Annotated in this window: 13 protein-coding genes and 1 pseudogene; 8 read left to right on the plus strand and 6 right to left on the minus strand. The window is 61.2% G+C overall.

Going from position 1 to position 16,674, the window contains the following annotated elements; genetic code table 11:
• Positions 1-66: 66 nt before the first annotated feature.
• From ACYSTU_RS16300 to ACYSTU_RS16310, 3 genes are all read left to right on the plus strand, one after another.
• Entirely contained in the window at positions 67-672 is a 606-nt protein-coding gene (locus tag ACYSTU_RS16300) for a biliverdin-producing heme oxygenase (RefSeq protein ID WP_016774141.1), read from the plus strand.
• A complete protein-coding gene (locus tag ACYSTU_RS16305) occupies positions 669-2,906 on the plus strand; it encodes an ATP-binding protein (protein WP_223630267.1) in 2,238 nt (745 codons plus the stop codon). The genes ACYSTU_RS16300 and ACYSTU_RS16305 overlap by 4 nt, the downstream gene beginning before the upstream one ends.
• A 182-nt stretch (positions 2,907-3,088) precedes the next feature.
• Complete coding sequence (locus ACYSTU_RS16310; RefSeq protein ID WP_056784646.1) at positions 3,089-3,676, plus strand: LysE family translocator; 588 nt, start codon at positions 3,089-3,091, stop codon at positions 3,674-3,676.
• A 143-nt stretch (positions 3,677-3,819) separates the two neighbouring features.
• Here the strand turns inward: ACYSTU_RS16310 and ACYSTU_RS16315 are convergent, their stop codons facing one another.
• Positions 3,820-4,653: an AraC family transcriptional regulator gene (locus tag ACYSTU_RS16315; protein ID WP_499000066.1), complete on the minus strand. Its 834-nt coding sequence runs from the start codon at positions 4,651-4,653 to the stop codon at positions 3,820-3,822.
• A gap of 34 nt (positions 4,654-4,687) precedes the next feature.
• A pseudogene (locus tag ACYSTU_RS16320) lies at positions 4,688-4,765 on the minus strand (VOC family protein); the annotation flags it as partial.
• A 55-nt stretch (positions 4,766-4,820) separates the two neighbouring features.
• Between ACYSTU_RS16320 and ACYSTU_RS16325 the strand changes: the two are divergent.
• The gene (locus tag ACYSTU_RS16325; protein WP_499000069.1) at positions 4,821-5,213 is read left to right on the plus strand and encodes a GFA family protein; all 393 of its coding nucleotides are present in this window, start codon (positions 4,821-4,823) and stop codon (positions 5,211-5,213) included.
• 311 nt (positions 5,214-5,524) lie between these two features.
• On the opposite strand, the gene ACYSTU_RS16330 is transcribed toward ACYSTU_RS16325, so the two are convergent.
• Positions 5,525-6,355, minus strand: coding sequence for an alpha/beta fold hydrolase (locus ACYSTU_RS16330; RefSeq protein WP_024012485.1), 831 nt, complete (start codon positions 6,353-6,355; stop codon positions 5,525-5,527).
• A gap of 248 nt (positions 6,356-6,603) precedes the next feature.
• On the opposite strand from ACYSTU_RS16330, the gene ACYSTU_RS16335 reads away from it, so the two are divergent.
• From ACYSTU_RS16335 to ACYSTU_RS16350, 4 genes are read left to right on the plus strand one after another with little or no spacing between them, the layout of a single operon-like run.
• Entirely contained in the window at positions 6,604-7,059 is a 456-nt protein-coding gene (locus ACYSTU_RS16335; RefSeq protein ID WP_499000072.1) for a (2Fe-2S)-binding protein, read from the plus strand.
• Between the two features lie 22 nt (positions 7,060-7,081).
• Positions 7,082-9,244 carry a xanthine dehydrogenase family protein molybdopterin-binding subunit gene (locus ACYSTU_RS16340; protein WP_136494205.1) on the plus strand — a complete coding sequence of 721 codons (2,163 nt, stop codon included), beginning with the start codon at positions 7,082-7,084 and terminating at the stop codon, positions 9,242-9,244.
• Position 9,245: 1 nt separating this feature from the next.
• Positions 9,246-9,824, plus strand: a complete 579-nt coding sequence (locus ACYSTU_RS16345) for a hypothetical protein (RefSeq protein ID WP_499000076.1) — start codon at positions 9,246-9,248, stop codon at positions 9,822-9,824.
• Between the two features lie 54 nt (positions 9,825-9,878).
• On the plus strand, positions 9,879-10,841 hold the full coding sequence (locus ACYSTU_RS16350) for a sensor domain-containing diguanylate cyclase (protein WP_071171843.1): 963 nt from the start codon (positions 9,879-9,881) through the stop codon (positions 10,839-10,841).
• A gap of 135 nt (positions 10,842-10,976) precedes the next feature.
• Here ACYSTU_RS16350 and ACYSTU_RS16355 read toward each other — a convergent pair whose 3' ends face one another.
• The 3 genes from ACYSTU_RS16355 to ACYSTU_RS16365 form a co-directional block, all read right to left on the minus strand.
• The gene (locus tag ACYSTU_RS16355; RefSeq protein WP_499000079.1) at positions 10,977-14,099 is read right to left on the minus strand and encodes a hypothetical protein; all 3,123 of its coding nucleotides are present in this window, start codon (positions 14,097-14,099) and stop codon (positions 10,977-10,979) included.
• 150 nt (positions 14,100-14,249) lie between these two features.
• Entirely contained in the window at positions 14,250-15,044 is a 795-nt protein-coding gene (fabI, locus tag ACYSTU_RS16360) for an enoyl-ACP reductase FabI (RefSeq protein ID WP_014339032.1), read from the minus strand.
• A gap of 19 nt (positions 15,045-15,063) precedes the next feature.
• Positions 15,064-16,674 carry an ABC transporter ATP-binding protein gene (locus ACYSTU_RS16365; protein WP_056784662.1) on the minus strand — a complete coding sequence of 537 codons (1,611 nt, stop codon included), beginning with the start codon at positions 16,672-16,674 and terminating at the stop codon, positions 15,064-15,066.

Raw genomic sequence — 16,674 nt, forward strand, 5'->3', positions numbered from 1 at the left:
ATAAATTCCCCCCACGTCGAGCCCACCCAGAATGGCCCCTGCCGGGTCCCACCAAGAGCGATCTACATGCAAGCAAAGGCCCGTGAGGTTTATGTGCCACCGGTGCTGCAAGATCTGCGGGCCGGCACAGCCGAACTGCACATCGCACTGGAAAAACGCCTTCCTTTTTTCTCCGACACCCTCGATACCCCCGCTTTCGAGCGCTTGATGCAGGCCTATTACGGGTTCTATCAGCCGCTCGAACAGGCGTTGCTCGCCAGTGGCGCGGTCCCGGACGATTTCAATCTGCTGCCTCGTCTGAAGGCTGACACCCTGCGCGCCGACCTGCGCGCACTGGGGGCAACCGCTGATGATTTGCCGCTGTGTGAAGATCTGCCAGTCATTGACTCCAGCGCCGCCAGTCTCGGTGTTTTGTACGTGCTCGAAGGCGCGACTCTCGGCGGGCAGATCCTGCGTCGCGAGATCGCCGCGCGGCTGAATCTGGACGCCGACAATGGCGCTGCCTTCCTCGATGTCTACGGCGCGGCCACCGGGCGGCGCTGGCGCGAGTTCATCGAATACCTGAGCAACCGGCCCATGGCGGCCAGCGAACGCGCGGCCGTGGTCAGCGCAGCACAAATCACATTCAGCTGTTTCGAGCAGTGGCTCGAGCGCCAGGAGGTACTGGCATGAACCCGCAAGACCAACAAGCCTTTGAAGAACTGCTGGCCAACTGTGCCGACGAGCCGATCCGCTTTCCCGGCGCGATCCAGCCCCATGGTCTGCTGCTGACCCTGACCGAGCCTGCGCTGCAGATCATTCAGGTCAGCGCCAACGTCGAAACCCTGCTGGCCCGCGCGCCCGAATCCCTGATCGGCCAGCCGCTGCACAGCCTGATCGGCGCCGAACACACCGCGCAAGTGCTGCAAGCCTTGCAACAGGCGACGTTCTCCGAGGCGGCGCCCCTGCGTTTCGAGCTTAACGGCACTGAATTCGAAGGTTTGCTGCACCGCCATCAGGGCGTGCTGATTCTCGAACTGGAAATTCACGTGAAGAATTTCCAGCCGCGCAACGTCGCCGGGGTCAATACCCACCTGGGCCGCATGCTCCAGCGCCTGCAAGCGGCGACCACGCTGCAGGCCCTGTACGACATCAGCGTCAAGGAAATCCAGGCGATGACCGGTTACGACCGGGTGCTGATCTATCGCTTCGAGGAGGAGGGCCACGGTCAGGTCATCGCCGAAGCGTCCGATCCATCGATGGAAGTGTTCAACGGCCTGTTCTTCCCGGCTTCGGACATTCCCGAGCAGGCGCGCGAGCTGTATCGCACCAACTGGTTGCGGATCATCCCCAACGCCGATTATCAGCCGGTGCCACTGGTGCCGAAGCTGCGCCCGGACACGCAGACGCCGCTGGACCTCAGTTTCGCCACGCTGCGCAGCGTCTCGCCGATTCACTGCCAGTACATGAAGAACATGGGCGTGCTGTCGTCGATGAGCATTTCCCTGCTCAAGGGCGACAAGCTCTGGGGCCTGATCAGCTGCGGCAACCGCCAGCCACTGCACGTGCCGCATGAATTGCGCATGGCTTGCCAGACCATCGGCCAGGTCCTTTCATTGCAGATCAGTGCCATGGAAACCCTTGAACTGACCCGCCAGCGTGAAGAGAAGGTCGAAGCGCTGGCGCGGCTCAATCAGGCGATGGTCGATTCGCCGCAAAATGTTTTCGACGGCCTCGCCCAGCAGCCAGCGACGCTGATGGCGCTGGTCAATGCCGGCGGCATTGCGATCATCGAAGACAAGCAGTTGCACCGTTACGGCAACTGCCCTGAACCGGAAGAAATTCGCGCGCTGCACAAGTGGTTGCAGGCGCGCGGCGAGCCGGTGTTCGCCAGCCATCACCTGTCCAGCGTTTACCCGCCGGCGGCGCAGTATCAGTCGGTAGCCAGTGGTGTGCTTGCCATGAGCCTGCCGAAACCGGTGGACAACGGCGTGCTGTGGTTCCGTCCGGAAGTGAAGGAAAACATCAACTGGAGCGGCGACCCGCGCAAGCCGCTGGATCTGGAAAACTCCGACGCCGGGATGCGCTTGCGTCCGCGCACCTCGTTCGAGATCTGGAAGGTCGAGATGGCCGGGATCTCCACCAAGTGGAGCCACGGTGACCGGTTCGCCGCCAATGACCTGCGCCGTTCGGCGCTGGAAAACGATCTGGCCCGCCAGGTCCGTCGCGAGCAGGCGGCTGTGCAGGCGCGCGATGATCTGGTGGCGGTGGTTTCCCACGACCTGCGCAACCCGATGACGGTGATTTCCATGCTCTGCGGCATGATGCAGAAAGCCTTCAGCTCGGAAGGCGCGCACACCTCACGGCGCATTTCCACGGCGATCGACACCATGCAGCAGGCCACGGCGCGGATGAACACGTTGCTGGAAGACCTGCTCGATACCTCGAAAATCGACGCCGGGCGCTACTCCATCACCCCGCAGGCGCTGGAGGTCGGGCACATCTTTGAAGAGGCCCAAGCGTTGCTGTCGCCGCTGGCCCATGACAAGGACATCAGCATTTCCTTCCAGGCCGATCCTGACCTGCGCATCCACGCCGACCCCGAGCGGCTGTTTCAGGTGTTGTCGAACCTGGTGGGCAACGCCATCAAATTCACCCCGCGCATGGGCACCGTCGGCGTGCACGCCAAATCGGTGGGCGACGAGATCGTGTTTATCGTGCGTGACAGTGGCGAAGGCATTCCCAAGGAGCACTTGCCGCATGTGTTTGATCGCTACTGGACGATAAAGGAAGGCAACCCGACCGGCACTGGCCTGGGTTTGTACATCACTCAAGGCATCGTCGAAGCCCATGGCGGCCAGATCGTCGCCGAGAGCGAGCCGGGGCAGGGCAGCGAATTCCGCTTCACCGTGCCGCGCCTGGCCTGATTGCCCCTTGTAGGTTTCGATCGTTCCCACGCTCTGAATGGGACGCAGAGCGTCCCGGGCTGCATTCCCACGCAGAGCGTGGGAACGATCAGATTCGCATCCTCAGGGTCATTTTCTTCAATACCGCAAATCCCCTGCTCGCTACCGTAGCCACCTCGTTCCTCGTTTGAAGCAGGTGTGCAATGAGTCTGATTCTTTCCATGGCGGCGTTTGCCCTCGCCGCATCCATCACCCCCGGGCCGGTCAATATCGTCGCCTTGAGTTCAGGCGCGCAGTACGGTTTCCGCGCCAGCCAGCGGCATGTGGCCGGGGCGACGCTGGGTTTTGTGCTGTTGTTGGTGCTGATGGGCCTGGGCCTGCATGAGGTCTTGCAACTCTGGCCATTCATGACCCGCGTGGTGCAATGGGCCGGGGTGGCGTTTCTGTTGTTCATGGCCTGGAAACTGGCCAGCGATGACGGCCAGTTGCACGCCAGCGAATCCGGCCGCGCGCCGTCGATGCTCTATGGCGCGGTGATGCAATGGCTCAACCCCAAGGCCTGGCTGGCATGCGTGGCCGGCATGGGCGCGTTTGTCGCTGATGGCGAGGCGCGGCTGGTCTGGCAGTTTGCGGCGGTGTATCTGGTGATCTGCTATCTGTCGGTGGGCTGCTGGGCGTATGCCGGGACGTTCTTGCGCGGGTATCTGAGCAATGCAGCGGGGATGCGCTGGTTCAATCGATTGATGGCGTTGTTGCTGGCGGTGAGTGCGCTTTATTTGCTGTTCACTTGATTCACAGGCCCACCACAACCCCCTGTGGGAGCGAGCCTGCTCGCGAATACGATGGATCAGTCAGTGAAGTGTTGAATGACACACCGCTTTCGCGAGCAGGCTCGCTCCCACAAGGGGGGCAGGGTTCAACTTCGAGTATGGAGTCAGCCGCGATACTGCCCCGGCGTCGCCGCCAGATGTTGTTTGAACGCTCGTTGAAAATGCGCCTGATCGGCAAACCCGGCCTGGAGCGCGACATCGGCAATCAACTGGCCGCTGCGCAAACGCTCGCGGGCGAACTGGATGCGCTGGTTGACCAGGAAGGCATGGGGCGTCATCCCGTAACGCTGCCTGAACGCACGAATCAGGTATGACGGCGATAGTTGCGCCGCCGCGCAAATTGCCTCGAGGCTCAGCACTTCGGTGCAATGTCCACGGATGAAATCAGCGGCGCGCTCCAGCTTGAAATTCGGCTCGGCAACGGGCTCGTCCGCTGGATTCAGGCGGACCTGCAAATCACTGAAAAACTCAACCGCTGCGCTGTGTTTCGCCAGCGCCTCCATTTGGTCGTCGAGCAAAACCTCGTACAACTCCATCAACTTGCCAAAGAGTTCGGCATCAGTCAGATGCGTGTCGGAAAATCGGCGAAATTCCAGCTCCCCGGCAAACCCCAATTGATGCTGCAAATCCGTCAGCCACGGCGTTTCGACATACAACATCACATACGACCAAGGCTGATCATCGATCGGATTGCAGGCATGCACATCGCCGGGATTCATCAGCACCACGGTGCCGGCCGCCACCTCAAATTGCGCCTGCTCATGCACATAGGTACTGCGCCCGGCGGTGATCGCGCCGATGGAAAAGTGCGCATGGGAATGCCGCGCATAACAGACTTCACGCCCATCCGCGATGGCCCGCGCTTCGATGAAGGGCAGGGCGTCGTCGCGCCAGAAGCGCGGGGCTTTCTCGGGGTTTTTCGCTGTGGCGCGTTTCATCGTGATCGTCCCGACAGGTCAGCGTCTGAGTGTATTAGCTCTGGCCGGCGAATGCCCGTTGCAGTGTCGCCACATCAAGCTTTTTCATCTGAAACATCGCCTGCATTGCAGCACCGACTGTTATAGGCTCTGGGGGCGTGACACTACGAGCGCGATGGAGCTGAACCATGACTGCATTTACCGGCGGATGCCTGTGCGGCGATGTGCGTTTTCAAGCCTCTGGCGAGCCTTACCGAGTTGGATTGTGCCATTGCCTGGACTGTCGCAAGGTTCACGGCGCGCTGTTTCATGCCTCGGCGATTTTTCCTGAGGACGCGGTGACCATCAGCGGTGAAACCCATGAGTATCAAGGGCGGCACTTTTGTCCGCGCTGTGGTTCTTCCGTGTTCAACCGCAGTGGTGATGAGGTCGAGGTGAACCTCGGCGCGCTGGATGCGCCGGATCAGTTGAAGCCGACCTATGAGAGCTGGATTGTGCGGCGTGAATCGTGGTTGCCGGATTTTCCGCTGGCCAGGCATTACCGTGGTGATCGTGAAGGCAAAGGGCGGGCAGAGCGGTAGGGGATTGATTCAGCCTTCAGCACGCTTGCGATTTCTGTGGGAGTGAGCTTGCTCGCGATAGCTATCTCAAAGATACGAATGAATAGCGGATCTACCGTGATCCCTGTGGGGGCTGGCTTGCCAGCGATGGCGGCCTTATAGCCGACCAGTCCCTGGCGGATATATACCCAATATCAACTGTGGGAGCGAGCCTGCTCGCGAAGGCGGAGTGTCATTCGCAGATAATTAGACTGGAGCGACGCCTTCGCGGGCAAGCCCGCTCCCACAGGGGATCAGTGTTGCCGATATCGCGGTAATCCTGATTGAGGCGATTACCCGCGAATAAACGCCAACAAATCCGCATTGATGGTTTCAGCCTGCGTCGTCGGCATGCCATGCGGGAAGCCCGGATACGACTTCAGTGTGCCGTTGGGCAGCAGTTTCGCCGATAACGGTCCGGAGTTGGCGTAGGGTACGATCTGGTCATCCTCGCCGTGCATCACCAACACCGGCACGGTGACTTTTTTCAGGTCGTCGGTGAAGTCAGTTTGCGAGAACGCGACGATGCCGTCGTAGTGCGCCTTGGCGCCGCCGATCATGCCCTGGCGCCACCAGTTGGCGATGATCCCTTCCGCCGGCTCGGCGCCCGGGCGGTTGTAGCCGTAGAAAGGTCCGCTCGGCACATCGCGATAGAACTGCGCGCGATTCGCCGCCAACTGCGCTTGAAAGCCATCGAACACCGATTTCGGCAAACCGCCCGGGTTGCTTTCGGTCTGCACCATCAGCGGTGGTACGGCGCTGATCAATACCGCTTTGCTGACCTTGTCCTGACCATGTCGGGCAATGTAATGGATCACTTCGCCGCCGCCGGTGGAATGGCCGACGTGCACCACGTTGCTCGTACCCAGATGATTGACCACCGCCAGCACATCGTCGGCGTAATGGTCCATGTCGTGGCCATCCCAGACCTGGCTGGAGCGCCCGTGTCCACGTCGATCATGGGCAATCACCCGAAAGCCCTGTGCCAGGAAAAACAGCATCTGCGCGTCCCAGTCATCGGAACTGAGCGGCCAGCCGTGGTGGAAGTGGATCACCGGCGCGTCGCGCGGGCCCCAGTCCTTGTAGAAGATATCGACGCCGTCTCGAGTGGTGACAAAGCCCATATTCGTTACTCCTGACCTGTGATGGACAACCGCGATGTACGCGGACCGTTTGCGCAGAGGTACGACGACTCAGTGCGAGCCGTTATCAACTGTAGGAGCAATGCCGGGGTCTGCATGACCGCTGGTCACAACGTCTGGCTTCAAGCGCAAATTAGGCTTTGCTGAAAGGGATAAGCGCGGGCGTCCGCAGGTTTTTCCGACCACAGCGACGCCCCTTCGCACCACCGTGAGCCTGAGGAAATCCGCCGATGCTGACCCTTAATATCAATGGCAAGGATCAGGAGCTCGATGTCCCCGCCGACATGCCGCTGCTCTGGGTTCTGCGCGATGTCGCGCACCTGACCGGGACCAAGTTCGGTTGTGGCATGGCCCAGTGCGGCGCCTGCACCGTGCACGTCGACGGCGCGCCATTACGTTCCTGTATCACTCCGGCGACTGCCGTCGCCCACGGGCAGAAAATCCTCACCATCGAGGGCTTGTCCAGCGATGGCTCGCACCCAGTGCAGGAGGCCTGGGCCGAGCTGGACGTGGTGCAGTGCGGTTACTGCCAGTCCGGGCAGATCATGTCCGCCGCCGCGTTGCTGGCGAAAATTCCCAAGCCCACCGACAGCGATATCGATCAGGCGCTCTCCGGCAATATCTGCCGCTGCGGCACCTATCCGCGCATTCGCGCAGCGGTCAAACGCGCCGCCGAAATCGGCTGAGTCATTCTCTGGGAGAGGAACGATGAACAGTCCCGTATCGCGTCGCGGGTTTCTCAAGGGCAGCGCACTGTTAAGCGGCGGCTTGATGGTGGCGTTCGTGGTGCCCGGGGCCAATCGCTTTGCCCGGGCGGCAGAAAATCAGAACAAGACCTTCGCGCCCAACGCGTTCCTGCGCATCGCAGCGGACAACAGCGTCACCGTGCTGCTCGGCCATTCGGAAATGGGCCAGGGCATCTGGACCGGCCTGACCATGCTGATCGCCGAAGAACTGGACGCCGACTGGTCGAAAATCCGCGTCGAGCACTCGCCAGCCTCGGCGGCCGATTACGGCTTGCCGGCGTTTGGCGGCATGCAGATCACCGGCGGCTCGACGTCGACCTGGATGGAATTCGACCGCTATCGACTGGCCGGGGCGACGGCGCGGCAGATGCTCGTGGAAGCGGCTGCGAAACGCTTCGACGTCGCGCCGTCGACGATTCGCACGGAGTCCGGCGTGGTCATCGCCGGGAACCAACGCGCGACCTACGGCGAACTGGCCGATGCCGCCGGGCAACTGCCGGTGCCGGATCCGAAAACCATCACCTTCAAGGAGGCCAAGGACTGGAAAGTCATCGGCAAACCGACCAAGCGCCTCGACACCCCGGAGAAAATCACCGGCCGCGCCAAGTTCGGCATGGACGTGCAGTTCGAAGGCCTGATGACCGCGATGGTCGCCCGCGCCCCGGTGTTCGGTGCCACGGTGAAATCCTTCGAAGGCGCCGCAGCGCTGGCGATTCCCGGCGTGCACAAGGTGGTGCAGGTACCCAGCGGCGTGGCGGTGGTGGCCGAGCATTTCTGGGCGGCGAAGCTGGGCCGTGATGCGCTCAAGGTTGACTGGGATCTCGGGGCGCTGGCCGACATGAGCAGTGAAAAACTGCTGGAGAGTTTCCGCAAACTGGCGGCGACGCCGGGCACTTCCGCCACGCAGGCCGGGGACGCCAAGGCCAATTTCGGCAAAGCCGCGAAGAAAATCGAGGTCGAATACAGCGTGCCGTATCTGGCCCACGCGCCGATGGAACCGCTCAATTGCACGGTAAAAATCAGCGCCGGCAAATGCGAGATCTGGACTGGTACGCAATTTCAGACGCTGGACCAAATGGTCGCCAGCAAGATCACCGGGCTCAAGCCCGAACAGGTCGAGATTCATACCGAATTCCTCGGCGGTGGTTTTGGTCGCCGCGCCAATCCGACCTCGGATTTCGTCGCCGAAGCCGTGCAAGTGGCGAAAGCGGCGGGCCTGCCGGTGAAAACCGTGTGGGCGCGCGAAGATGACATTCGCGGCGGCTACTACCGCTCGATGTATCTGCACAAGGCGCAGGTCGGGCTGGGCGCCGATGGTTTGCCGATGAGCTGGCAGCATGTGCTGGTCGGCCAGTCGATCATGGCCGGGACGATGCTTGAGGCGACGATGGTCAAGAACGGCATCGATGCCACCTCGGTCGAGGGCGTGGCTGACAGTCCGTACATCAAGGATCTGCCTCATCATCAGGTCGACCTGCATTCGCCGCAGACCGGCATCAATGTGTTGTGGCTGCGCTCGGTGGGCCATACCCACACGGGTTTCGTCATGGAATCGCTGATCGATGAACTGGCGACGGCGGCGGGCAAGGATCCGGTGGAGTACCGGCGAACGTTGCTAAAGGCGCACCCGCGCCACCTTGGCGTGCTCAATCTGGCGGTGGAGAAGGCCAACTGGGGCGCGCCGTTGCCGGACGGGCATGCTCTGGGCGTGGCGGTACACGAGTCGTTCGGCAGCTACGTGGCGCAAGTGGCGGAGGTGTCTCAGGACAATTTGGCGATCCGCGTGCATCGGGTGGTCTGCGCGGTGGACTGCGGCATTGCGGTGAATCCGCAGAGCATCGCCGCGCAGATGGAATCGTGCATCACCTTCGGTCTCGGCATGGCGTTGCACAGCAAACTCACCGTCAAGGACGGCGGCGTCGTGCAGTCCAACTATCACGATTATCAGGTGTTGCGGCTCAACGAAATGCCGGCGGTGGAAGTGCATATCGTCGCCAGCAGCGAAAAACCCGGCGGCATCGGCGAGCCCGGCGTGCCACCGACCGCGCCGGCCGTGGCCAACGCCGTGTTCGCCTTGACCGGGCAACGCCTGCGCGAACTGCCACTGCAACTGTCGGGGGTGTGAGATGAAACGACATCTTGTGTTGGGCACCGTCGTTTTGCTCGGTCTCGGTGGCTACGCCTCGGACCTGTTTGCCGAAGATCAGGAAGCTCTGAAAGCCTTTGGCTCGGTGCAGAAAGTCTTTCAGAGCCCGCGCTGCCAGAATTGCCACATTCCCGGCGATTCGCCGTTGCAGTTCGACGCCGGCATCCCCCACGCGATGAATGTGGTGCGCGGCATGGACGGCAAGGGCGCCGCCGGTTTGCCCTGCGCGACCTGCCACGCCGAAAGCAACCCGCCGGCCAGTTACGGCCCTCATGCGCCGCCGGGTGCGCCGCACTGGAGCCTACCGCCGGCGGCGCACAAAATGGCCTGGATCGGCCTGCCCTCGGACAAGCTCTGCGCGATGATCAAGGACCGTGCGAGCAATGGTGATCGGGATTTCGCCGCGCTGTTAAAACACGTCAGCGAAGACAGACTGGTGCTCTGGGGCTGGAATCCCGGGGCAGGGCGCGCACCGGTGCCAGTGCCGCACGATATTTTCGTCGCGCAATTCAAACTCTGGGCCGATGCCGGCGGGCCGTGTCCGGTGGCGCAAATGTGAAGCCTCGGCGATTTAGCGCTACGCTCAACGCATGACTGTCTACGGAGTGTGCGCATGCTGGTGCCCGGAAAGCCTGCCAATGAAGCTGCACGTATCGACGCGCTGCATGGCCTCAACCTCGACTCGGCCCCTGAAGAGCGCTTCGATCGTCTGACGCGCCTGGCCAAGCGCCTGTTCAACGTGCCGATCGCCCTGGTCACGCTGGTCGACACGGATCGCCAGTGGTTCAAATCCTGTGTGGGTCTGGATGTCAGCGAGACATCGCGCGATGTCTCGTTCTGCGGCCATGCGATTTTGCAGAACGAGCTGATGCTGGTCCCCGATGCGCTGGAAGATCTGCGCTTCCATGACAATCCGCTGGTCACCGGCGCGCCGAATATTCGCTTTTACGCCGGGTACCCACTGACCGTGCCGGACGGTAACAAAATGGGCACCTTGTGCCTGATTGATACCAAACCTCGCCATCTCGATGACGAAGAGCGCGCGCTGCTGCGTGACCTCGCGGAGATGGCCGAGCAAGAGTTGATGGCGGTGCAGATGGCGAGCATGGATGAGTTGACGCTGCTGTCCAATCGCCGTGGTTTCAAGCAACTGGCCCAGCATGCACTGGATGCCTGCGCGCGCTTGAACCGGCCGGCGACGCTGCTGTTTTTCGACCTCAACGACTTCAAGCAGATCAACGATCTGTACGGCCATGCCGAAGGCGACAGTGCGCTGAAGACCTTCGCCGATGTGCTGCGCATTGCCTTTCGCGAAAGCGACGTGGTCGGACGCCTGGGCGGCGATGAGTTTGTCGCGTTGCTGACCGGCTCCAGCCACGTTGAAACCACGCGGATCATGGCGCGGCTCAAGGAAATCCTCGAAGAGCGCAACGCCACGCTGCACCGCGGTTACGCGATTCGCTTCAGCGTCGGCCAGATCGAATACGACCCCACGCGCCACGAAACCGTTGATCGGCTGCTCGCCGATGCAGATGGCGCGATGTATGCGCACAAGCAAGCTCTGAAAGGCTGCTAGCACCGCCACCATCGCTGGCGAGCCAGCTCCCACAGGTTTCGATGGCGCGGAGGATTTTTCAGCTCAGCACCATCTCTGTGGGAGCGAGCCTGCTCGCGAAGGCGTCAGCCGATTCATCGCCGGATTCGCCAGTGCTCAGCGCTTGGGCGGGCTCAGCTTCTGGTAAAACGCCAGCCATTTCTCGTGACTGGCCGCGGCATCCTCGAGTTCGGGCATGCGCAACGCGTCTTGCAAGGCTTTCGCTTCATAAGCATCGAACAGATGCCGGACGGCGGTGCTGGCAATGGCGTTGACTCTGTTGGAGGCGAAGGTATCGGGCACGGCGGTGCGTGCCTGTTGCGCAAGTGGTGCGCCCTCAATATCGAGGCGAGTGATAAACGCCTTGCAGGTGGCGTTCAAGCGAGGCTGGGAGCCGTTTTTGTAGGCTTCGGCGTCGAGGGGCAGCGTTTTCGCCGCTTCTTTCGCCACCGATGGTTTGAGTAATGCGATGTCGATATCGCGACGCAGCACCACTTCATCTCTGCTGGTGAAAATCTCGAAGACTCTGGTTGGCCGCCCATGCAGCAGTGCCAATATGCCAAACGGCGCCGTGCCGGCCTTGGCAAGTTTGTCGGTGGCTGCCGATACTGGCCGCAGGGCGAGCAATTCCAGCGTGTTGTCTTCGAGGTCGAGCCGTTGCGCCAACGGCAACCGGCAGAATGCTTCCTTGAGAATCGCGACATGCGCGTCCTTCATATGCTTGAGGCGCGCCGCCAGCGCTGCATGAAAAGCGCTTGCCACGTTGTTCAGTCTGGGCAGCGAGGCAATCATCGATGGCAGTTGCAATTGTGCATTGCTCGATTGCCATCCCTGCATGTCACCCGTTAGCTTGCCGGCGATGTGTAATTGGCTCAGGGAATAATGTGGCCCGGTTGTATCAGCGTCCGAGGCTGGAACAAACAGCGCCTTCTCTGTCAGGTGTGGGGAATCAGCGAAGATCTTGCGCAGATCGGCGAGGGCAATAGTGGCGGGGGTGGGCGGTGACGACTGGAAGGCCCGGCGGTAAAAATCGTAAATCAGACGATTGTGGTTGCGAAAAAGCAGATCGGCTTGCTTGAGCGTGGCGGCGTCATAGACCGTGACTTGAAAATCGGCATCGCGCTGGATCAGCCCTCGTGCAACCGCCCAGTCCACTACGACCGAGGCACACGGCTCCTCGCGCAGAAACTTGTAGAAATCAGCCGGCGCCGGGCCTTCCGTCAGCTCGCGCAATTGCTCGTAGGTCATCAAGCGCGCCGCGCCCGGCAGGCGTCTTTCGATATACAGCACGACCTGTTTCAGCCTCACCCAGCGCAGGCAACTCATGTAAGGCAGTGATCGAGGAATGCCCCGGATGAGAAACTCCGGCGAGATGCCGGACAATAACAGGTGTGTCGCCAATGTCTTGTTCTTGACCAGTGCGAGTTGGGGTTGCCGGTCGATGAACCGGCGCACTTCGTCATAACTGTCGCCCCAGAAATCACTGCCCTCCAGGCGCTGGGCGACGATTCGGTTTATGTCTTCACCGGCGCTCGGTTCCAGGCTGAGAATCAATGCAGCGAGCAACAGGCGCTCGCGGTTGGTGGCCAGAAGGCGTTTTTTGTGAGACGGCGCTCCGAGGTTCTTCACCAACTGATTGCCCAGCGTCCGTGCGCGCGACGTGATCAGGATACGACTGATCAGGTAGTCGGCTTTTGCCTTGAGGGTATTGAGCGGCAGATCGGTGTCGACCCCTTCACTGAGGTAGTCGATCAGTGGCGGCGAGTCTTCGGGCAAAAAAGCCTGGGTGGTATCGATGATGCTCTGACGTTGCTGCGCGGTGAACCGCTCGGTCTTCGTCCAGGGTTGACCCAGCAGATACCACTGATTCATGTGCCCGGGACGCATGTGCAGATTGATCTTGTCCCATTTCGCCAGGGACAGGGCTTGCTCGACAGTTTTTGGCGACGGTAGCTCGTAGAAACGCAACATTTGCCCGAGGGTGACTTTACCGCTCGAGCGCAGGGCGCCGCCGGCTTCGCCTGCCTGAGCTTTAAGCTGGTCGCGATGAAGTTTCAGATCGGAATGCTTTTCCACTTCAGTCGTCAGGTTGACCCAGCCTTTGGCGCTGGCCGTGCCGACATGACCGGACTCGGTCACCAGCAATTGACTGTCGGCGGGCAACCCGTGCTGTTGCAAGATGGCTTGAAAATCCGCATTGGAGCTGAATATCTGCAAGCGCTCCTGGCCCAGCGCCATCTGCACCGCGAGCGTGGAATCCGGATGGGGCTCGCTGAATTCCTCGTAATCGATTCTGGCTTTGGGTGCCTTGTTCCAGCTCAAATCTTCCAGGCGTCGCCCAATATGCCGGACGTCCTCCAGATCGCCGAAGTCTTCGCGATAGCTGCGGATGGGGGTGCCGGTCTGCACGTAGTCACTGACGTAGGGCAGCTCAGGCCAACTGTGCTGTCGCAGGCGTTGCGCAAGCGCTTTGGCTTGTCCCGCATCTTCCGGCAGCGCAAATTCATAGCGACGCAGCAGCTCGCCCAATTTCAGGCGCGGGCCTCTGACAGGAGCGGAAACAGAGGCCGAAGCAAGCGTTACCGGCGTATCGAGAAAGCCTCGTTGCTCGAACGGATCGCTCGCCAGCAACACCGCATCGATCCGATCGGCGATCGCCCGAAAGTCCTCCAGTTGCGCGTTGCGTTCCTTCACCACAGCCGACGTGCTGTGGCCGTTCTCATCGATGGCAGCCAGACCGGTTTTCTTCATTTCGGTGAGGATGACGCGGGCCTGAATCTGGTTTTGCGGTTCCGGATAACCGTAGAACGCCAGCACCACTTGCCGTGGAAAGCGATACAGCGGGTTGGCGGACTTGCCGCCGATATAAGGCAGGCCCAACCCGGCAGGGTCGATGCGTTGGGAAATCGATTGCAGCATCGGCGCCACCTGCCACCAGCCAGAGTCGTCCTCCAGGGTGAAGGTGCGTACGTCGGAGGTGCCATTCGCTGGTGTGCGCGCTTGCAGAATGTCGCCTTTGATTTGCAAGGTATCCAGGTCGATGTGAAAGCGACTGGCCCAGTCGAGAAACTCGGGGCGTTCGAGGGCGGTCCAGTAAAGCTCCATCCATTCGCGCAGCAGGCATGGACGAGGAACCTCCAGCGTTCGCGTCGGCGTGGCCGCGGTGACCACCGGTACGGCGGTCAATTCTGCGATGAGATTGTGGATCAGCGTCTGTTCATGTACCGGTGTGTCGTTCATCTGCGCCTCCCTGGCGGCTGATAAGCATCGAGCGCCGAGTATCAAAGGCAGGGCAGGGTCGGTGGCGGTACATATGTAGTGCGGCAACCGTTCTGCAGGCATAAAAAAACCCGCCGGATCCGGCGGGTTTTTCTATTGGCTACAGGAAGATCACTCTTCGATGTTGCCCATCGCGGTGGTGTTGAAGCCGCCGTCGACGTACATGATTTCACCGCTGATGCCCGACGCCAGGTCGGAGCACAGGAAGGCGCCGGCGTTGCCGACTTCTTCGATGGTGACGTTGCGGCGCAGCGGAGTCTGCGCTTCGTTGGCAGCCAGCATCTTGCGGAAGTTCTTGATGCCGGAAGCGGCCAGGGTGCGGATCGGGCCAGCCGATACGCAGTTGACGCGGGTACCGTCCGGACCGAGGGAACCGGCCAGGTAACGGACGCCGGCTTCCAGCGAAGCCTTGGCCATGCCCATCACGTTGTAGTTCGGCATGGTGCGCTCGGCGCCCAGGTACGACAGGGTCAGCAGGCTGCCGTTGCGGCCTTTCATCATTTCGCGGCCAGCTTTGGCCAGGGCCACGAAGCTGTAGGCGCTGATGTCGTGAGCGATGCGGAAACCTTCACGGGTAGTGGCTTCGGTGAAGTCGCCGTCCAGTTGGTCGCCCGGGGCGAAGCCGACGGAGTGCACGATGCAGTCCAGGCCGTCCCACTTTTTGCTCAGTTGTTCGAAGACCTTGGCGATTTCTTCATCGCTGGCCACGTCGCACGGGAAGCACAGCTCAGGGCTCGAACCCCAGCCTTGTGCGAATTCTTCGACGCGACCCTTGAGTTTGTCGTTCTGATAAGTGAAGGCAAGCTCAGCGCCCTCGCGATGCATGGCGGCAGCGATGCCGGATGCGATGGACAGCTTGCTGGCGACACCGACGATCAGTACGCGCTTACCGGCGAGAAAACCCATGTGTTGCTCCTCTTTCAGGTTATTGCGCAGTGGCTGGTGCCAGAAAAGCGGCTTCCAGCAACTGCTGTGTATACGGATGTTGGGGGGCGGCAAAGATACTTTGCGCGTCTCCCTGTTCGACCACTTGGCCATGCTTGACCACCATCAGCTGGTGGCTCAGCGCTTTGACGACAGCCAGGTCATGGCTGATGAACAAATACGTCAGGTTGTACTTGGCTTGCAGTGAACGCAACAGCTCCACCACTTGCCGCTGCACCGTGCGGTCGAGCGCCGAAGTCGGCTCGTCCAGCAGGATCAGCGCCGGTTTCAGCACCAAGGCCCGGGCAATGGCGATTCGCTGCCGTTGCCCTCCGGAAAATTCGTGGGGGTAGCGGTGCCGGGTTTCCGGATCCAGACCTACCTCCTTCAATGCCGCAATGATCGCCGCTTCCTGTTCGGCTGCGGTGCCCATCTTATGTATCCGCAGGCCTTCGCCAACGATGTCATTGACGCACATGCGCGGGCTCAGGCTGCCAAACGGGTCCTGAAACACCACCTGCATCTCCCGCCGCAGCGGGCGAACCTCACTCTGCGTCAGGCAGTCTAGCTGCTTGCCTTCAAAGCGGATCGCGCCTTTGCTGCCGATCAGCCGCAAAATCGCCAGACCGAGGGTGGATTTGCCGGAACCGCTTTCGCCGACGATCCCCAGGGTCTGACCCTGCGGCAGGCTGAAATTGATGCCGTCCACTGCCTTGACGTAATCCACCGTGCGCTTGAGCAGGCCTTTCTTGATCGGGAACCAGACTTTGAGGTCCTCGACTTCGAGCAGCGGCGCGCCGATTTCATTGCTCGCCGGGCCGCCGCTGGGCTCCGCGCCGAGCAATTCCCGAGTGTACGGATGCTGCGGCGAACGGAACAGCTCTGCGCACGATGCCTGTTCGACGATGCAACCGCGCTGCATGACACATACGCGATGCGCAATTCTTCGCACCAGGTTCAAATCGTGACTGATCAGTAACAGCGACATGCCCAATCGAGCCTGAAGATCCTTGAGCAAATCGAGGATTTTCAGCTGAACGGTCACGTCCAGCGCGGTGGTCGGTTCGTCGGCAATCAGCAATTCCGGCTCGTTGGCCAAGGCCATGGCGATCATCACCCGCTGGCGCTGGCCGCCGGACAATTCATGGGGCAGGGCCTTGAGACGCTTGTGCGGCTCGGGAATGCCGACCATCTCCAGCAGCTCCAAAGTGCGCTTGGTCGCGACTTTGCCGCTGAGGCCCTTGTGGATGCCGAGCACTTCGTTGATCTGCTTTTCGATCGAGTGCAGCGGATTGAGCGAGGTCATCGGCTCCTGAAAGATCATCGCGATGCGGTTGCCACGAATATGGCGGATGGTCTTCTCGCTCAAATCCAGCAGGTTCTGCCCGGCGTAATTGATGCTACCGGCCGGATGCCGTGCCATGGGGTAGGGCAGCAGGCGCAGGATCGAATGCGCCGTGACCGATTTGCCCGAGCCCGATTCACCGACCAGCGCCAGGGTTTCGCCGCGCTTGATGTCGAAGCTCACGCCCTCGACCACGCGGTGGACGCGCTCGCCGAAACCGAATTCGACGGCGAGGTCGCGCACTTCGATCAGATTGTCCTGATTCAT

It is taken from the genome of Pseudomonas glycinis, assembly GCF_054871425.1.

Coding starts and splice junctions, on each gene's coding strand:
- ACYSTU_RS16300 (WP_016774141.1), top strand. CDS start 67: ATGCAAGCAAAGGCCCGTGAGGTTTATGTGCCACCGGTGCTGCAAGAT.
- ACYSTU_RS16305 (WP_223630267.1), top strand. CDS start 669: ATGAACCCGCAAGACCAACAAGCCTTTGAAGAACTGCTGGCCAACTGT.
- ACYSTU_RS16310 (WP_056784646.1), top strand. CDS start 3,089: ATGAGTCTGATTCTTTCCATGGCGGCGTTTGCCCTCGCCGCATCCATC.
- ACYSTU_RS16315 (WP_499000066.1), bottom strand. CDS start 4,653: ATGAAACGCGCCACAGCGAAAAACCCCGAGAAAGCCCCGCGCTTCTGG.
- ACYSTU_RS16325 (WP_499000069.1), top strand. CDS start 4,821: ATGACTGCATTTACCGGCGGATGCCTGTGCGGCGATGTGCGTTTTCAA.
- ACYSTU_RS16330 (WP_024012485.1), bottom strand. CDS start 6,355: ATGGGCTTTGTCACCACTCGAGACGGCGTCGATATCTTCTACAAGGAC.
- ACYSTU_RS16335 (WP_499000072.1), top strand. CDS start 6,604: ATGCTGACCCTTAATATCAATGGCAAGGATCAGGAGCTCGATGTCCCC.
- ACYSTU_RS16340 (WP_136494205.1), top strand. CDS start 7,082: ATGAACAGTCCCGTATCGCGTCGCGGGTTTCTCAAGGGCAGCGCACTG.
- ACYSTU_RS16345 (WP_499000076.1), top strand. CDS start 9,246: ATGAAACGACATCTTGTGTTGGGCACCGTCGTTTTGCTCGGTCTCGGT.
- ACYSTU_RS16350 (WP_071171843.1), top strand. CDS start 9,879: ATGCTGGTGCCCGGAAAGCCTGCCAATGAAGCTGCACGTATCGACGCG.
- ACYSTU_RS16355 (WP_499000079.1), bottom strand. CDS start 14,099: ATGAACGACACACCGGTACATGAACAGACGCTGATCCACAATCTCATC.
- fabI (WP_014339032.1), bottom strand. CDS start 15,044: ATGGGTTTTCTCGCCGGTAAGCGCGTACTGATCGTCGGTGTCGCCAGC.
- ACYSTU_RS16365 (WP_056784662.1), bottom strand. CDS start 16,674: ATGAATCAGGACAATCTGATCGAAGTGCGCGACCTCGCCGTCGAATTC.